The organism is Massilia eurypsychrophila (assembly GCF_002760655.1).
Classification (GTDB): Bacteria; Pseudomonadota; Gammaproteobacteria; order Burkholderiales; family Burkholderiaceae_D; genus JAFCUW01.
This window is the reverse complement of the sequence record NZ_PDOC01000013.1, coordinates 38,041-53,064: the sequence shown is the minus strand read 5'-3', so window position 1 is coordinate 53,064 and position 15,024 is coordinate 38,041. Positions and strand designations below refer to the sequence as shown.

Sequence of the window (15,024 nt, the reverse complement as noted above, 5' to 3'; positions counted from 1 at the left end):
TCTTGCGGGTGGATCAGGCATCCAGCTTAAACAGGCTGGTCGCTTGCAGTTCCAGCACCGTGATAGCGTTCTGATTCACCAGCCGCCATTTCCACTGGACCACGCCCAGCCAGGGCTTCGAGGTCGATACCTTCGACTCGATCACTTCGACGTGCAACGTCAGCAGATCGTTGGGGCGCACGGGGTTTGGCCACTTCACGTACGACAGGCCGGGCGAGGCATACGATTCGGAGCCTTCCAGGATGGTGGCCGCGACCATTTGCATGGCGATCGAACAGGTATGAAACCCGCTGGCGATCAGGCCATTCCAGACGCCCGACTCTGCCCGCATCGGGTCGGTGTGGAACCACTGATTGTCGAACTTGCGCGCGAATTCGACGATCTCGGACGCCAGCACGCGCACTGGTCCCGCCTCGATGCGCCGGCCTGCCGTCAAATCGGAAAACTTCATGGATACCCTCCGCCGAACTGCGGGAGCCGCTTTTCTTTGAGCGCCGCCAGGCCTTCGCGCGCGTCGGCTTCGGCAAAGCCCATGAACTCGGCATTGAGGGATGCTTCAAACACTGGCCAGGCGGCTTGCAGCCACAGGTTGAGGGAGCGCTTGGTATGCGCCAAGGCAGCTGGGCTGCCCACCGCCAGGCGCTTTGCTATCGCGAGCGCCTCCGGCCCTACTAACGGCGCCTCGAGCGCAGCGCTGACAAGGCCGATCCGCTCCGCTTCCTCGCCGGTGACCGTCTCGCATAACAGCAGGTAGTACTTCGCCTTCGCCATCCCGCATAACAATGGCCACAGCAGCGCCGCATGGTCGCCTGCCGCCACGCCCAGTTTGGTATGGCCGTCGATCAGTTTCGCGCCCTTCGCGACGATCGAGATATCGGCCAGCAGCGCGACGGCCAGGCCGGCACCGACTGCAGCGCCATTGATCGCTGCCACGATCGGCTTGCCGCAATCGACCATGCCGCGCACCAGGTCGCGCGCCTCGGCCATCACGCGCGCCCGCACCGCCTGACTGTGCAGCATGTTCTCCACCATCGCCATGTCGCCGCCGGCGCAAAAGGCTTTGCCTTCGCTCTCGACCAGGATCACTTTGACGCCGGCATGCTCATCGAGCCGGCGCCAGATGCCCGCCAAGGCGCGGTGGCCATCCATGTCAAGCACGGGCATGCCGCCGGCCGGCTGGAACACCACATGCGCGATGCCACCGGCGTCGATGTCGACCCGGAAGTTCGTTGTGTCGACCAATACCTGTTCCATCATGCCGTGCTCCGTTCAATCCAGTAGCGTTGGCGCAGCAGCGGGCTGACGCGATAGCGCTCGCCACGGTACGTTGCGTCCAGGTTGTCCAGCATGCCCACAGTGGCATCGACGCCGATCTGTGCCAGCCATTCGAAGGGGCCCATCGGATAGTTCGTCCCCAGGCGCATCGCCTGGTCGACGCTGGCTTCGTCGCACACGCCCTGCCACACAGCGTCGGCCGCTTCGTTGATCAGCATCGCCACGGTCCGCGCAACGAGGAGTCCAGGAATATCGCGCAAGACGCGCACCTGCCACCCGCACGCCGCCAGCGCGGCTGCCACCCGTGCCTGTGCGTCGGTATCCGCGCCAGGCGCGAATGCGACGGCTAAGGCAGCTGCGTTTGCACTTAACGGCCAGTCGATGACGCCCAGCGCTGCCTTGCCCGCGATCTGCGCCGCGCTGCGACCATCGGTCAGGTGCATCGGCAAGCCGTCGATCACCAAACCGTTCCAAACGCTGCCGGCCACGCGATGAAATTGGATCGAGCGCGCGTCCAGTATCTGCGCGAGCCGCTGCGCCATCGGACTGTCCCCGTGGACCTCAACCTCTCCGGCGGGCGAGGCTTCGATCACGTCGCTTTCACCTGCAGCACCCTCGTAGAAGCCCTTGCCGGCCTTGCGGCCGAGGCATCCGCCGTCAACCAGTGCCTTCTGCACGAGCGACGGCTGGAAGCGGCGATCGCCATACGTCGCGTTGAATACGGAGCTGGTCACGGCATAGTTGATGTCATGGCCGATCAGGTCCATCAGCTCACAGGGCCCCATGCGAAAGCCTGCGCCGCGCGCACACTCGTCCAGCTGCGCCGGCGTGCCCGCCTGCTCGAGAAGCAGCTGCAGGGCCTCCGCGTAGAAGGGTCGGGCGATCCGGTTGACGATAAACCCGGGCGTAGACTTGGCATGCACGGGCGTCTTTCCCCACCTGCGCACCAGTTCGAAGATAGACGTCGCTACGGCCGGCGACGTCTCCGCGCCCGACACTACTTCGACCAGCTTCATTTGCGGCACCGGATTGAAGAAGTGCATGCCGACCACCCGGTGCGGATGGCGCATGCCCTGTGCAATGGCGGTGACGGAGATTGTCGACGTGTTCGACGCCAGGATGGCATCAGGGGCGACGTGGGCCTCAAGTTCGCGCAGCAGTCCCTGCTTGGCGGCGAGATCTTCGACAATCACTTCGATGACAATCGTAGCCGCGGCAAGGTCGGCCAGCACTTCAACCGCTGTGATCCGTGCAAGCAGATTCGCGCGCGCGGTCTCATCGAGCTTTCCCTTGGTGACCAGGATCGACAGGCCCGCGGCGATCTGCGCGTGCGCAGCCGCGGCCGCGCCCGGCCGCGCGTCGAGCAGCAGCACCGGGTGTCCGGCGGCGGCCGCCACCTGTGCGATACCGGCGCCCATTGTGCCGGCGCCAACCACCCCAACCAACTGTTCGCCGACCGCGCCGATCATGGCTGCACCCATGCTGCGGAACGCTTGCCGAGGAATGCGGCGAAACCCTCACGCGCCTCATCGGTGCAACGCACGCGGGCGATCGTCGTCGCGCTCTGTTCGCGCACCCGCTCTTCGATAGGCCCGACCTGGAGCTGGTCGAACCAGCGCTTGACCTCGCCCAGCGCGTTCGGCCCGTTGCGCAGCAGGTTGCCGACGATGTCCTCGATCGCGTCATCAAGTTCTTCCGGTTTGACCAGCTCGTGTACCAGACCGATCTCTGCGGCGCGAAAACCCTCGATCACTTCCGCGGTCAACGCCAGCCTCAGTGCGTGGCGCTTGCCGACCGCGTTGGTGAGATACGGACCAATCACCGCCGGCAGTATGCCGAACCTCGCTTCGCTGACCGCAAACTTCGCCTGCGGCACCGATACCACGATATCGCAGGCGCACAACAGTCCGACGCCGCCGCCCAGCGCCGCGCCATGCGCCCGCCCGATGACCGGCTTCGGGCACGAATGCAGCGCGTGCATCATGTGCGCGAAACGGCGCGCGTCTTCCAGGTTGGCCTGCTCGTTGTTGGTGCTCGCACGCTCCATCCAGCGCAAGTCGGCGCCGGCGCAGAATGCGCGGCCGGCTGCGGCAAGGATGACAACCCGCGTGACGGAATCGGCGGCAATCTGTTTGAATACCGCTGACAGCTCACCGATCATGGTCTCGTCGAAAGCGTTCAAAACGTTGGGACGATTGAGGGTGACCCTGGTGACGCCACGGCTGTCGGTGGCGACGTCGAGCGTCTCATAGGATGATGCTGTCAAGATAACTCCAGTTTGGTGAATCCGGCTTCGCGAGGAAGCCGATTGATAATCGCGTCAATAAGTCTCGACGTGGAAGCGGCCTTCCTGGACCATGCGCGCGTGCAGCGCCGGCCAGTCGATGCCGGCGGCGCGGCAGCTTTCTGCCAGCGCTTCCAGCACGCCGGTCTCCATGCCTTTCAGGCCGCAGATGTAAACGTAGGTGTCGCCGCCGAGAACATCTGTCACAGTGTTGCCAGCAGCACGGATCTTGTCCTGTACGTAGGTGCGCGGCTGGCCTTCGACACGCGAGAACGCCAGGTGGATATCGATGAATGCGGGTGGAAGCTTGAGCAATGGGCCGAAGTACGGCAGCTCTTCCGGCCGGCGCGCGCCGAAGAACAGCATCAGCTTGCCGCCAACGGGCTGGCCTTTTGCGGCCAGCCGGCGCCGGTGCTCGGTCATCGCGCGCATCGGTGCCGAGCCGGTACCCGTGCAGATCATGATGATGTTCGAGCCATTCTGGTTCGGCATCAGGTAGTTGTTACCAAATGGTCCGACAACCTGCACCTGCGCCCCCTTCGGCAAGTCGCACAGGTAGTTCGACGCCACACCGAGTGCGGGCGCGCCCGCATGGTCCGCCACTACCCGTTTCACCGTCAGCGCCAGGTTGTTGTAGCCATCGCGCTCCCCATCACGAGGACTTGCCACCGAATACATCCGCAGGTAATGCGGCTTGCCGCTCGCATCGACGCCAGGCGGCACGATGCCGATCGACTGCCCCTCGAGCAGCGGGAAGAAATTGGCGCCGAAATCGAGCACGATATGATGAATATCGCTTTCGGTTTCCTGCGCCGTAAGGCGGAAGTTCCCGGCTACAGTGGCCAGCACCGGCGCCTTGACCGAATACAGATTAAGGTAGGGGTGGGCTGCCGACCAGGGCGCGCGCGTTGATGATGCAGACGTCGCCGCATTGACCTGCTGACCGCCCTGCAACAGCGGCGCCGCCGGCTCGTCACCCGCCTCAAGCTCCGGGAGGTCCTGTTGCGCCGGCAGGTCGTCCCATGTCAGCTGCTCGGCGATGCTGTACGCATTGCTTGCTTCGACCGTGCGCCAGTGATCGATCGATCCGGTCGGGCACGGCGAAATGCAGGCATTGCAGCCATTGCAGATCACAGCATCGACTACGTAATTGCGGTCGTCATGGGTGATGGCGTCGACCGGACAGGTTTCCTCGCAGGTGTTGCAACGAATGCAGACCTCAGGGTCGATCAGGTGTTGCCGAATCAGGACGATTGGGAGCGCAGCGTTCATGTCAGGACCATCCAGTGAAAGCGGGTAAATCGCCGCCCCCTCGATCCTGCCGCTCCTTTTAACGGAGCGACAGTGGGAGAGCCAGCTTGTCTTAGTTGAAGCGGACGTATTCGAAGTCCGCTGCCTGGCGGTTGATGCCCACCGGCGGCGGCGCGATCCATCCGGCCATCTTGCCCGGCTCGGTCACGCGTCCCATCAGCGAAGCCACGTAAGCACGGTCTTCCTCGCTTGGCAGCCAGGCGCGCGATTTGGTCGCCCATTCCGCTTCCGACAGGACGCGGCCGTCGGGCGAGATCTTGAAGTCCGAAAAGCTGCCGATGTGGCGGTTGAAGGCCTTGTGCGGGGTAGTCAGGCGGAACGCCAGGCCAGCCTTTTCGATCACCTTGTTCCAGCGCGCCACGCCGGCGACCGAATCACGGATGTAATCGTCGCGCAGCACTTCGTTGAGCGAGTTCAGCATCGGCATTTCGCGCTCGACCAGGCGGTCGCCCGATACTTCCAGGATGCGATACTGCTGGTTCTTCAGCAGGTGGTCGTCATCGCGCTTCATCTCTTCGTAGCGGCCTTTTAGGCCAGCAGTGTAAAACGCCGCTGCATTGGACGACTGGTCAGCGCCGAACAGGTCGATCGTCACGCTGAAGTGGAAGTTCAGGTAGCGCTGGATGGTCGGCAGGTCGATGACGCCCTTGCTGCGCACCTGCTCCGGATCCTCGATACCGAACTCCTTCATCACCGAGCAGGTCCGGTTGAGGACACGTGAAATCCCCGACTCACCGACGAACATGTGGTGCGCTTCCTCGGTCAGCATGAAGCGGCAGGTGCGCGCCAGCGGATCGAAGCCGGATTCGGCCAGCGCGTTGAGCTGGAATTTGCCATCGCGGTCGGTGAAGTAGGTGAACATGTAGAACGCCAGCCAGTCCGGCGTCTCTTCGTTGAACGCCTCCAGGATGCGCGGCTTGTCCTGATCGCCAGAGTTACGCTGTAACAGCGCCTCGGCTTCCTCGCGGCCGTCGCGGCCGAAGTACTTGTGCAGCAGGTAGACCATCGCCCAAAGGTGGCGGCCCTCTTCCACATTAATCTGGAACAGGTTGCGCAGGTCGTAGTTCGATGGTGCGGTCAGGCCCAGGTGGCGCTGCTGCTCGACCGACGCTGGCTCGGTGTCGCCCTGCGTCACGATCATGCGGCGCAGGTTGGCACGGTGCTCGCCCGGCACTTCTTGCCAGGCGTCCGAGCCTTTGCTTTCGCCGAAATTGACCTTGCGGCCCTGCTCCTGCTGCGCCAGGAAAATGCCCCAGCGGTAGTCCGGCATCTTGACGTGGCCGAAGTTGGCCCAGCCTTCCGGCGTGACGTTAATCGCGGTGCGCAGGTAGACGTCGTGGTTGCTGGAGTTGTCCGGCCCCATATCGCGCCACCAGTTCAGGTAGTTCGGCTGCCACTGTTCGAGTGCACGCTGCAGCGTCTTGTCCTCGGAGAGGTTGACGTTGTTCGGGATGGTTTCGCTGTAATCGATTGAGCTCACGGTAGATTCCTTTGGATGGTGGTTGGCGCTTACACGCGGTTCATGTCGAATTGGGCTTTGTTGCCACTGCCGTAGACTTTCAGCGCGCCGAATTCGCCGACGGCGTTCGGACGGATAAAGATCCAGTTCTGCCACGCGGTCAGGCGGCCGAAGATCCGGGTGTCCATATTTTCCTTGCCATTGAAGCGCAGGTTCGCTTCCAGGCCGGTCAGTGCGTCGGGCGACATGCTGGCGCGCTCTTCCAGCGCCAGGCGGGTCTCGTCAGCCCAATCGAGGTCATCCGGGTCGGCGGTGATCAGGCCAAGCGCCAGCGCCTGTGCGGCGTCGAGCGGCCGGCCGACGGTGGCGCGCACTGCGCCCACCTGTGCGTCGTCCTCATAGAAGCGACGGGCGATGCGCGACTGCGCGGTTACCATGGGCAGCATGCCGAAGTTCATCGGCGACACAGTAATCTTCGGAGCGCGGTCAGGTGCGCCCGGCAGCGCCAGCATGTAGATGCGGTCGGCGCTGAGCGCGATTTCGAGCAATGTGCCGGCCGAGCATGAATCTTCGTCGATCAGGGCAAACAGCGAACGGGAAGAGACATCCAGACGTGCCAGCGTACGGCGCAGCAGGCCGATGGTCTCGCGGACCAGCCAGTGCGACTGATGCGCTTCAAGCGTAGCGTCGACGGCGAGGACCGCGGCGGAATCGCCACGCGTCTTCAGGATCCAGGTGCCGATGTCGAGCTCATTGGTACGCATGTGCAGGATGGCGTCGTCCAGTTCCCGCGCCATCTGCAGCGGCCACCACTTCACCCCAGCCGCCTCGATGCCGGCGATGTCGGCCGGCTGCGCACTGGAAGGAGCGCGCACGGTCAGCGTCGCATTACGGCTGGCGCGGTCGATGACGATGCTGACGAACTCATAATCGAGCGTGTCGGCGCCCTTCTCCTTGCGCAACGGGGTCAATTGGACGCCCTTGCCGTCCGCAGGCCGGTCGCTGCCGGCAGCCAGCGCCAGCGCGCGGTCGGCCACCACCTGCTGAAACTGGGCCGGCTTGGCGACTTCGTCGACCAGGCGCCAATCTTTCGCCTTCTGGCCGCGCACGCCTTCCGAGGTCGTGCAGAAGATATCGGCCAGGTCATGGCGCACCTTGCGCTTGTCGGTAAGGCGCGTGAGGCCGCCGGTACCTGGCAGCACGCCAAGCAGCGGGACCTCGGGCAGACTCACCGACGACGAGCGGTCATCGACCAGGATGATCTCGTCGCAGGCGGCAGCAAGTTCATAGCCGCCGCCAGCGCAGGCGCCATTGACGGCGGCGATGAACTTCAGGCCAGAGTAGCGGCTCGAGTCTTCCAGGCCATTGCGCGTCTCGTTGGTGAATTTGCAGAAGTTGACCTTCCATGCGTGGGTCGATTTACCCAGCATGAAGATGTTCGCGCCGGAGCAGAAAATCCGGTCGCGGCTGCTGCCGACGACAACCGTGCGCACTGCCGGATGCTCGAAACGGATCCGCTGCACGGCATCGTGCAGCTCGATGTCGACGCCAAGGTCATACGAATTAAGCTTGAGCTTGTATCCTTCCTTGATGCCGCCGTCTTCGTTCACGTTCATCGTGAGCGCCGCGACCTGGCCTTCGCAGGAAAGGGTCCAGTGTTTGTACCGCTCGGGAGCGGTCTCGTAATTAACGTGCGGGTTGGTAGTCATGACGCTCCTTCGGGACGGTGTGAAAAGTTCAGATACACGCAATATGCTGCATCTCATACTCGATGAATGAACTATATTGCACGTTGAAGGCATCGTCAAGCAAAAAAATGCAGTAATGTGCAGACGGGGTGGAAACGCCATGCCGGCAGGCAGCGCTGAGGATGGTCGACTAAGGGAGATGCACGGCGCCGGGCGGCGCCGTAGCAGTACAACTAGAAGAAAGCTTTGTCCTGCTTGAGGACGGCGTTGCGTAGCGAGTCCAGCAGACCGACGAAGCTCGCTTCCTGGGTCATTTCGCTGGTGTCGAAGGTCTGGTCGGCCTTCGAGTAGAACTGGGCGCGGCTTTCGAGGATCTGCTTGAGGTCCTCCATCGCCTCCTTGTTACCGGACATCGGCCGCGTATCGCCCTGCGCCACGACGCGGCCCATGTGCTCTTCCGGCGACGCTTTCAGCCACACTGTATAACAGTGCGACAGCAGCAGGTTGAACGTGGCGGGGTCGGACACCACGCCGCCAGGCGTGGCGATCACCGCGCGCGGAAAATTGCGCACGGTCTCCTCCAGTGCGCGACGCTCGTAGCGGCGGTAGGCATTCGGGCCATACAGCGCGTGAATCTCGGCGATGCTGCAGCCTGCGATCTTTTCGATCTGTCGACCCAATTCGACGAATGGCACCATCCAGTGATCGGCCAGCATCTGCCCCAGCGACGACTTGCCGGCGCCGCGCAATCCGATCAGCGCCACCCGCTGGCGCCGCGCCGAATCGCTGGTCGGCGTGTCGAAAATCCCGGCCAGCGCAACGCGCGCCTTGGCCAGTTCGTCCTCCGGACGTCCGCGCAGGATCTCCCTGATCATCAGCCATTCCGGCGACGATGCGGTTTCGTCGCCGATCATTTCGGCCAGGGTGCAGTTAAGTACCTGGGCCAGCTGGCGCAGGAACTGGATGGAAGCGTTGCCAACTCCGGATTCCACGTTCGCCACATGCCGCTCGGAGACATCGGCCAGCTGCGCCAGGGCCTTGCGTGTGAAGCCGCGCCGGCCCCGCAGGCTTTTCAGCCGTTCCCCCAGCGCGATCAGGAAGGGGTCCTTGTCTTGTTCAGTCAACTCGGTCATAGGTCTGGGCATATCATTCTTGGTGATGAAATATATTATGAATCACTATCTTGACATACGCAAGATATTGCATCTATACTCGATTCAAGATGCACTATAAGTAAGCGCCTTGGGGGTATTTTACCTGTTTGGCACGCCGCGAACCCTGCTCGGAGAACTAAATGGATGTGAATGCTTTTCAAACCCTGGTCGCGCGCATCACCGGCGAGATCGCCGGCGCCCCACTCGACTCGTCGCTCGAGGCGCATCTCAATGCAGAGCACGGCCCTGGCAGCGATACTTACGATGCACTCGCCGCGGCTTGCCAGGCTGGCGTACGCGACGGCTGGCTGTGCAACCGCGAAGGCGGCGGCATCCGCTACGGCCGAGCGCTCAAGGCCACCGACGCTACCCATGGCTTCAGCGTCGACGTCGTCGACATGGAAAACATTGCCGGCCCGCACCATGCGCACCCGAACGGCGAGATTGATCTGATCATGCCACTGACATCGGGCGCCAACTTCGACACCTGCCCGGCCGGCTGGTGCGTCTACGAACCGGGCAGCGCGCATCGCCCTACCGTTACCGAAGGGCGCGCGCTGGTCCTCTACCTGCTGCCAAACGGCGCCATCGACTTCACCGCGGCGGCGGCATGATCCCCTATCTGCAAAACTACCTCGGCGGCGCCTGGCAGGGTCAATCCGCAATCAGCGCCACCCTGCTCGACCCCGTCACCGGCGCGGCTCTGGCAACCGCCGGCGGCCCCGCCACTGGACTCGCCGATGGTTTCGAATTCGCCCGCAGCCGCGGCGCGGCCGCCCTGCAGGAAATGAGCTACGGGCAGCGTGCCGCGATGCTGGGCGAGGTGAACAAGGTCCTCCAAGCCAACCGCGACAGCTATTACGACATCTCGTGCGCGAATTCCGGCACCACCAAGGCCGACTCCGCGGTCGACATCGAGGGTGCCTGCTTTACGCTCGGTTACTACGCCAAGATCGGCGCCGCGCTCGAAAGCGGTTCGCTGCTGCTCGACGGTGAAGCTGCCATTCTTTCCAAGGACAAACTGTTCCAGTCCCAGCACGTGCTGGCCCCCGTGCGCGGGCTGGCGCTGTTCATCAACGCCTTCAACTTCCCGGCATGGGGCTTCTGGGAAAAAGCGGCCCCCGCACTGCTGTCCGGTGTCCCGGTGGTGATCAAGCCGGCGACCGTGACGGCCTGGCTGACGCATCGCATGGTAGCCGACGTCGTCGCCTCCGGCTTGCTGCCGCCCGGCGCGCTGTCGCTCGTCTGCGGCAGCTCGGCCGGCCTGCTCGATGCCCTTGGACCGTTCGACGTGCTGTCGTTCACTGGTTCGGCCGATACCGCATCCTTAATCCGCTCGCACCGCGCCGTGGCACGCAATTCCGTGCGCGCCAACATCGAGGCGGACAGCCTCAATTGTTCCATCCTCGGCCCCGATGCTGCCCCTGGCAGCGCCGCCTTCGAGTTGTACATCAATGAGCTGGTGCGCGAAATGACCACCAAGAGCGGCCAGCGTTGTACCGCAGTGCGGCGCGCGCTGGTGCCGGTTGCCTGCTACGACGCGGTCGCCGAGGCGGTCAGTGCGAAGCTGGCGCAAGTGGTGGTCGGCAATCCCCGCAATGCCGAGGTACGCATGGGATCCCTGGTCAGCCGCGAGCAGGTCGAGTCGGTCGAATCGGGCATCTCCAAACTGGCAGCCGAGGCGCAGGTACTGTACTCCGGCGCCGGCGCCACGCTGGTCGACGCCGATCCTGCCCTTGCCTGCTGCGTGGCGCCCACGCTGCTCGGTGTGCGCGACGGCGAACAGGCGCGCCTGGTCAACGAACACGAAGTATTCGGCCCTGTATCGACGCTGGTCGGCTACCGCGACGGCGCCCACGCCATGGCGCTGGCCCACCGCGGCCACGGCTCGCTGGTAGCGTCAGCGTTCAGCGACGACCACGCATGGCTGGCAAAGGCCGGGGTAGAACTGGCCGGCTCGCACGGCCGTGTGCACCTGGTCAGCGCCGATGTCGGCAAGACCCAGACCGGGCACGGCAACGTGATGCCTGCTTCTGTCCACGGCGGCCCTGGCCGCGCGGGCGGCGGCGAAGAGTTGGGCGGCCTGCGCGCACTTGGCTTCTATCACCGGCGCACCGCACTGCAAGCGTCAACGGCCACCCTGCAGCACCTGGCGCCATCGGCAGTCCGCTGGAACAGTTAGTCCAATACACCATGCCGGAAGTTAAAGCGGCAGGAGGAGACACAATGGAACACCCGACCATCCGCGTACCGGATCGCTTCAACTTCGCCCATCACATTCTGGCGCTGAACGCCGACAGGCCCAGCAAGCTCGCTTATATCGACGACACCTGCGAGCTGACCTACGGCGAACTTGACCGGCGCGTCAAGGCATGCGCCGCCGGCCTGCTCGCGCTTGGCGTACGTCCCGAGGAGCGTGTGCTGCTGGTCATGCAGGACAGCGTCGACCTGCCGGTCGCCTTCCTTGGCGCACTGCTCGCCGGCGTGGTGCCGGTGCCGGTAAACACCTTGCTGCCGCCGGAAGACCATGCCTACATGCTGGGTGACAGCAGCGCCCGCGCCGTCATCACCTCGGCGCCGTTGCTAGCCGGGCTCCAGCAGGCGATGGCGCTTGCCGGGGTCGATATTCCGCTGATTGTCGCCGGCGCCATCGACGGCTTGCCGCATGGCGCGCTGGGCTTCGGGCAGCTGCTCGACCATGCGCCGTTGGCCGCGCCGGCTGCCAGCGCGGCCGATCAGTTCGCGTTCTGGCTGTACTCCTCCGGTTCTACCGGGCGCCCGAAGGGCACCGTCCATTCGCACGCAAACCTGTTCTGGACCGCCGAGCTGTACGGCAAGGCAGTGCTGGGCGTGCGAGAAGACGACATCGTGTTCTCCGTCGCCAAACTGTTTTTCGCGTACGGACTGGGCAACGCGCTCACTTTCCCGCTGTACGCCGGCGCGACGACCGTTCTGATGGCCGAGCGCCCTACCCCGCAAGCGGTGTGCGATCGGCTGGTACGCCACCAGCCCACCGTGTTCTGTGGCGTGCCGACCCTGTACGTCGGCCTGCTCGCGTCGGACTGCCTGCCGTCAAAGACCAGCGTGGCGCTGCGGGTCTGCACGTCGGCCGGCGAAGCGCTGCCGCAACATATTGGCGAGCGCTTTACCAATCACTTTGGCTGCTACATCCTCGACGGCCTCGGTTCGACCGAAATGCTGCACATTTTCCTGTCCAACCAGCCAGGCGACATCCGCTACGGCGCCACCGGCAAGCCGGTCCCGGGCTACGACGTTCAGCTGCGCGACGACGCCGGCGCACCGGTGGCGGCGGGCGAAATCGGCGACCTGTACATCCGCGGCCCGAGTTCGGCGCTGATGTATTGGAACAACCGCGCCAAAAGCCAGGCTACCTTCCTCGGCGAATGGACTCGCAGCGGCGACAAGTACGTAGTCGATGCTGACGGCTACTACACCTACTCCGGTCGCAGCGATGACATGCTCAAGGTCAGCGGTCAGTATGTTTCGCCGATCGAGGTCGAGTCGGTGCTGATGGGCCACGAGGCGGTGTGCGAGTGCGCCGTGGTGGGCGCCCCCGACTCGCAAGGACTGACACGGACCGTGGCCTACGTGGTCGCGCATACCGGCCGCGAGGGCAACGCGGCGCTGGCCGAAGAGTTGAAGGCATGGGTCAAGGCGCGCCTGGCGCCCCACAAGTATCCGCGCGACGTGGTTTTCCTCGTCGACCTTCCGAAGACCGCTACCGGAAAAATACAACGCTTCAAGCTGCGGGCCGCGCCGTGATGGACACCTCAGCGCAAATCGCCTCCATCGACTGGCAAGGTCGTCAGCTTGCGCTTGAATATGCGTGGGTGGGAGCGCCATCGTCGGAGTACCCCGTGGTCGTCTTCCTCCATGAAGGATTGGGCTCACTTTCGATGTGGAAGGACTTCCCCGCGCACTTCTGCACAGCGAACGGTCTGCGCGGCCTTGTGTTCTCCCGTTACGCTTACGGTAATTCGACCGCCCGACCGGCCGAAGAACACTGGCGGCCGGACTTCATGCACCGCCAGGCGATAGAGGTGCTGCCGGCATTGTTCGCGCAGCTGGGGATCGAACGTCCGTGGCTGTTCGGCCACAGTGACGGCGGCTCGATCGCCCTGTTGTACGCAGCGCACTTCCCGAACGAAGTGAGCGGCGTGGTGACAGTGGCGCCGCACATCTTCGTCGAAGACATCAGCATCGCCAACATCCGCGCCGCCCGTGAAGCATACCTTCACGGCGATCTGCGCAGCCGGCTGGCCCGCCACCACGCCGACGTCGATTCGGCCTTCTGGGGCTGGAACGACATCTGGCTCGATCCCGCCTTCCGCGACTGGAATATTGAGGATGAACTGGCCGGCATCACCTGCCCGGTGATTGCCATCCAGGGAGAGGACGACGAATACGGCACCCTCGAGCAAGTGCATGGAATCATTCGCCGCATATCGTCGGCGCGTCTGTGCGTGCTGTCGCAATGCGGGCATTCGCCGCACCGCGACCAGCCGTCCGAATTAAGCCGTGAAGCAGCCGAATTCATCACGACCCACAGAGTTTATAAAAACCACACTGGAGACAACCATGCATAGCCCGTTCCGCTTTCCCCGCCTCACCGCCGTCGCTGCAGCCACTCTGATCCTCGCCGGCCAGGCAGCCGCACAAAACTCCCCGGTCAAAGTCGGCCTGATGCTGCCGGCCACCGGCACTTACGCCAATCTCGGCAGCATGATTGAAAACGGCTTCAAGCTGTATGTGGCCGAACAGGGCGGCAAACTTGAAGGCCGCGATATCGCCTACTCCAAGGTGGACGACGAGTCTGATCCGTCCAAGGCCAGCGACAACATCAACAAGTTGATCAAGCGCGACCAGGTCGACGTCGTCGTCGGTACAGTGCACTCGGGCGTGGCGCTGGCGATGGCCAAGGCGGCCAAGGAAAGCGGCACCTTGTTGATCGTTCCGAACGCCGGCGCGAATGCAATTACCGGTGCGATGTGCGCTAAAAATATCTTCCGCAGTTCGTTCTCGAGCTGGCAGTCAGGTTATGCGATGGGCCAGGTCGCCGCCCAGCGCGGCCACAAGAAAATTGTTGCCATCACCTGGAACTACGCTTTCGGAAACGAGTCGGCGGCGGCGTTTACCGAGGGTTTTGAAAAGGCCGGCGGCACCGTCACGCAGAGCCTGAATCTGCCGTTCCCGAACGTCGAGTTCCAGGCCCTGCTGACTCAGATCGCGGCGCAGAAGCCGGATGCGGTGTACGCCTTCTTTGCCGGTGGCGGCGCCGTCAAGTTCGTCAAGGACTACGCCGCCGCGGGCTTGAACAAGACCATGCCCTTGTACGGCCCCGGCTTCCTGACCGACGGCACGCTCGAAGCGCAGGGCGCGGCGGCGCAGGGCATGTTCACCACGCTGCATTACGCCGACAACATGAACACCCCGCGCGACAACGCGTTCCGCCTCAGTTTCGCCAAAGCGTACAAGCTTAACGCGGACGTATACGCGGTGCAGGGCTACGACGCCGCGCAAATGCTGCATGCGGGCCTGAAGGCGGCCGGCGGCGACATCAGCAAGCAAGATAGAGTGATCGCAGGGATTGCCGCGGCGCAGATCGACAGCCCGCGTGGCAAATTCCGCATGTCGCCGGCCCACAACCCGGTGCAGGACGTCTACCTGCGCCAGGTGAAGGGCAACAACAACGAGTTCAAGGGCATCGCCATGAAAGCGCTCGCCGATCCGGCCAAGGGCTGCCGCATGTAATTACGCTCTCGCGGGATCATTCCGGCCACGCGCGGCCCGTCACACGGCCGCGCGCAGGACCCGCCACGCCCAATGTTCGGT

13 protein-coding genes are annotated in these 15,024 nt (G+C 63.8%); 5 read left to right on the top strand and 8 right to left on the bottom strand.

The genetic code is table 11. From position 1 onward, the window contains the following. Positions 1-13 precede the first annotated feature (13 nt). From CR105_RS18555 to CR105_RS18520, 8 genes are all read right to left on the bottom strand, one after another. Positions 14-451 (bottom strand): MaoC family dehydratase, encoded by a 438-nt coding sequence (locus tag CR105_RS18555; RefSeq protein WP_099790906.1) that lies wholly within the window; start codon positions 449-451, stop codon positions 14-16. Beyond that, positions 448-1,257 (bottom strand): enoyl-CoA hydratase/isomerase family protein, encoded by an 810-nt coding sequence (locus CR105_RS18550; protein WP_099790904.1) that lies wholly within the window; start codon positions 1,255-1,257, stop codon positions 448-450. The genes CR105_RS18555 and CR105_RS18550 overlap by 4 nt, the downstream gene beginning before the upstream one ends. Further along, positions 1,254-2,744 (bottom strand): 3-hydroxyacyl-CoA dehydrogenase, encoded by a 1,491-nt coding sequence (locus tag CR105_RS18545; protein ID WP_099790902.1) that lies wholly within the window; start codon positions 2,742-2,744, stop codon positions 1,254-1,256. Before CR105_RS18545 ends, CR105_RS18550 begins: the two co-directional genes overlap by 4 nt. Continuing rightward, the gene (locus CR105_RS18540) at positions 2,741-3,541 is read right to left on the bottom strand and encodes an enoyl-CoA hydratase-related protein (protein ID WP_099790900.1); all 801 of its coding nucleotides are present in this window, start codon (positions 3,539-3,541) and stop codon (positions 2,741-2,743) included. Before CR105_RS18540 ends, CR105_RS18545 begins: the two co-directional genes overlap by 4 nt. Before the next feature lie 54 nt (positions 3,542-3,595). Then, entirely contained in the window at positions 3,596-4,831 is a 1,236-nt protein-coding gene (boxA, locus tag CR105_RS18535) for a benzoyl-CoA 2,3-epoxidase subunit BoxA (protein ID WP_099790898.1), read from the bottom strand. Between the two features lie 91 nt (positions 4,832-4,922). Further along, positions 4,923-6,350 (bottom strand): benzoyl-CoA 2,3-epoxidase subunit BoxB, encoded by a 1,428-nt coding sequence (gene boxB, locus CR105_RS18530; RefSeq protein ID WP_099790896.1) that lies wholly within the window; start codon positions 6,348-6,350, stop codon positions 4,923-4,925. A 29-nt stretch (positions 6,351-6,379) separates the two neighbouring features. Further along, positions 6,380-8,038: a 2,3-epoxybenzoyl-CoA dihydrolase gene (gene boxC, locus CR105_RS18525; protein ID WP_099790894.1), complete on the bottom strand. Its 1,659-nt coding sequence runs from the start codon at positions 8,036-8,038 to the stop codon at positions 6,380-6,382. A gap of 212 nt (positions 8,039-8,250) precedes the next feature. Next, positions 8,251-9,150: a helix-turn-helix transcriptional regulator gene (locus tag CR105_RS18520; RefSeq protein WP_229414004.1), complete on the bottom strand. Its 900-nt coding sequence runs from the start codon at positions 9,148-9,150 to the stop codon at positions 8,251-8,253. A gap of 161 nt (positions 9,151-9,311) precedes the next feature. Between CR105_RS18520 and CR105_RS18515 the strand changes: the two genes are divergently transcribed. From CR105_RS18515 to CR105_RS18495, 5 genes are read left to right on the top strand one after another with little or no spacing between them, the layout of a single operon-like run. Beyond that, positions 9,312-9,785, top strand: coding sequence for a 4-hydroxylaminobenzoate lyase (locus tag CR105_RS18515; RefSeq protein ID WP_099790890.1), 474 nt, complete (start codon positions 9,312-9,314; stop codon positions 9,783-9,785). Further along, positions 9,782-11,353: a 3,4-dehydroadipyl-CoA semialdehyde dehydrogenase gene (locus CR105_RS18510; RefSeq protein ID WP_099790888.1), complete on the top strand. Its 1,572-nt coding sequence runs from the start codon at positions 9,782-9,784 to the stop codon at positions 11,351-11,353. Before CR105_RS18515 ends, CR105_RS18510 begins: the two co-directional genes overlap by 4 nt. Positions 11,354-11,397: 44 nt before the next feature. Beyond that, positions 11,398-12,954, top strand: coding sequence for a benzoate-CoA ligase family protein (locus tag CR105_RS18505; protein ID WP_099790886.1), 1,557 nt, complete (start codon positions 11,398-11,400; stop codon positions 12,952-12,954). Then, complete coding sequence (locus CR105_RS18500) at positions 12,954-13,778, top strand: alpha/beta fold hydrolase (RefSeq protein WP_099790884.1); 825 nt, start codon at positions 12,954-12,956, stop codon at positions 13,776-13,778. The genes CR105_RS18505 and CR105_RS18500 overlap by 1 nt, the downstream gene beginning before the upstream one ends. Then, entirely contained in the window at positions 13,771-14,943 is a 1,173-nt protein-coding gene (locus CR105_RS18495; protein ID WP_099790882.1) for an ABC transporter substrate-binding protein, read from the top strand. Before CR105_RS18500 ends, CR105_RS18495 begins: the two co-directional genes overlap by 8 nt. Positions 14,944-15,024: the final 81 nt, after the last annotated feature.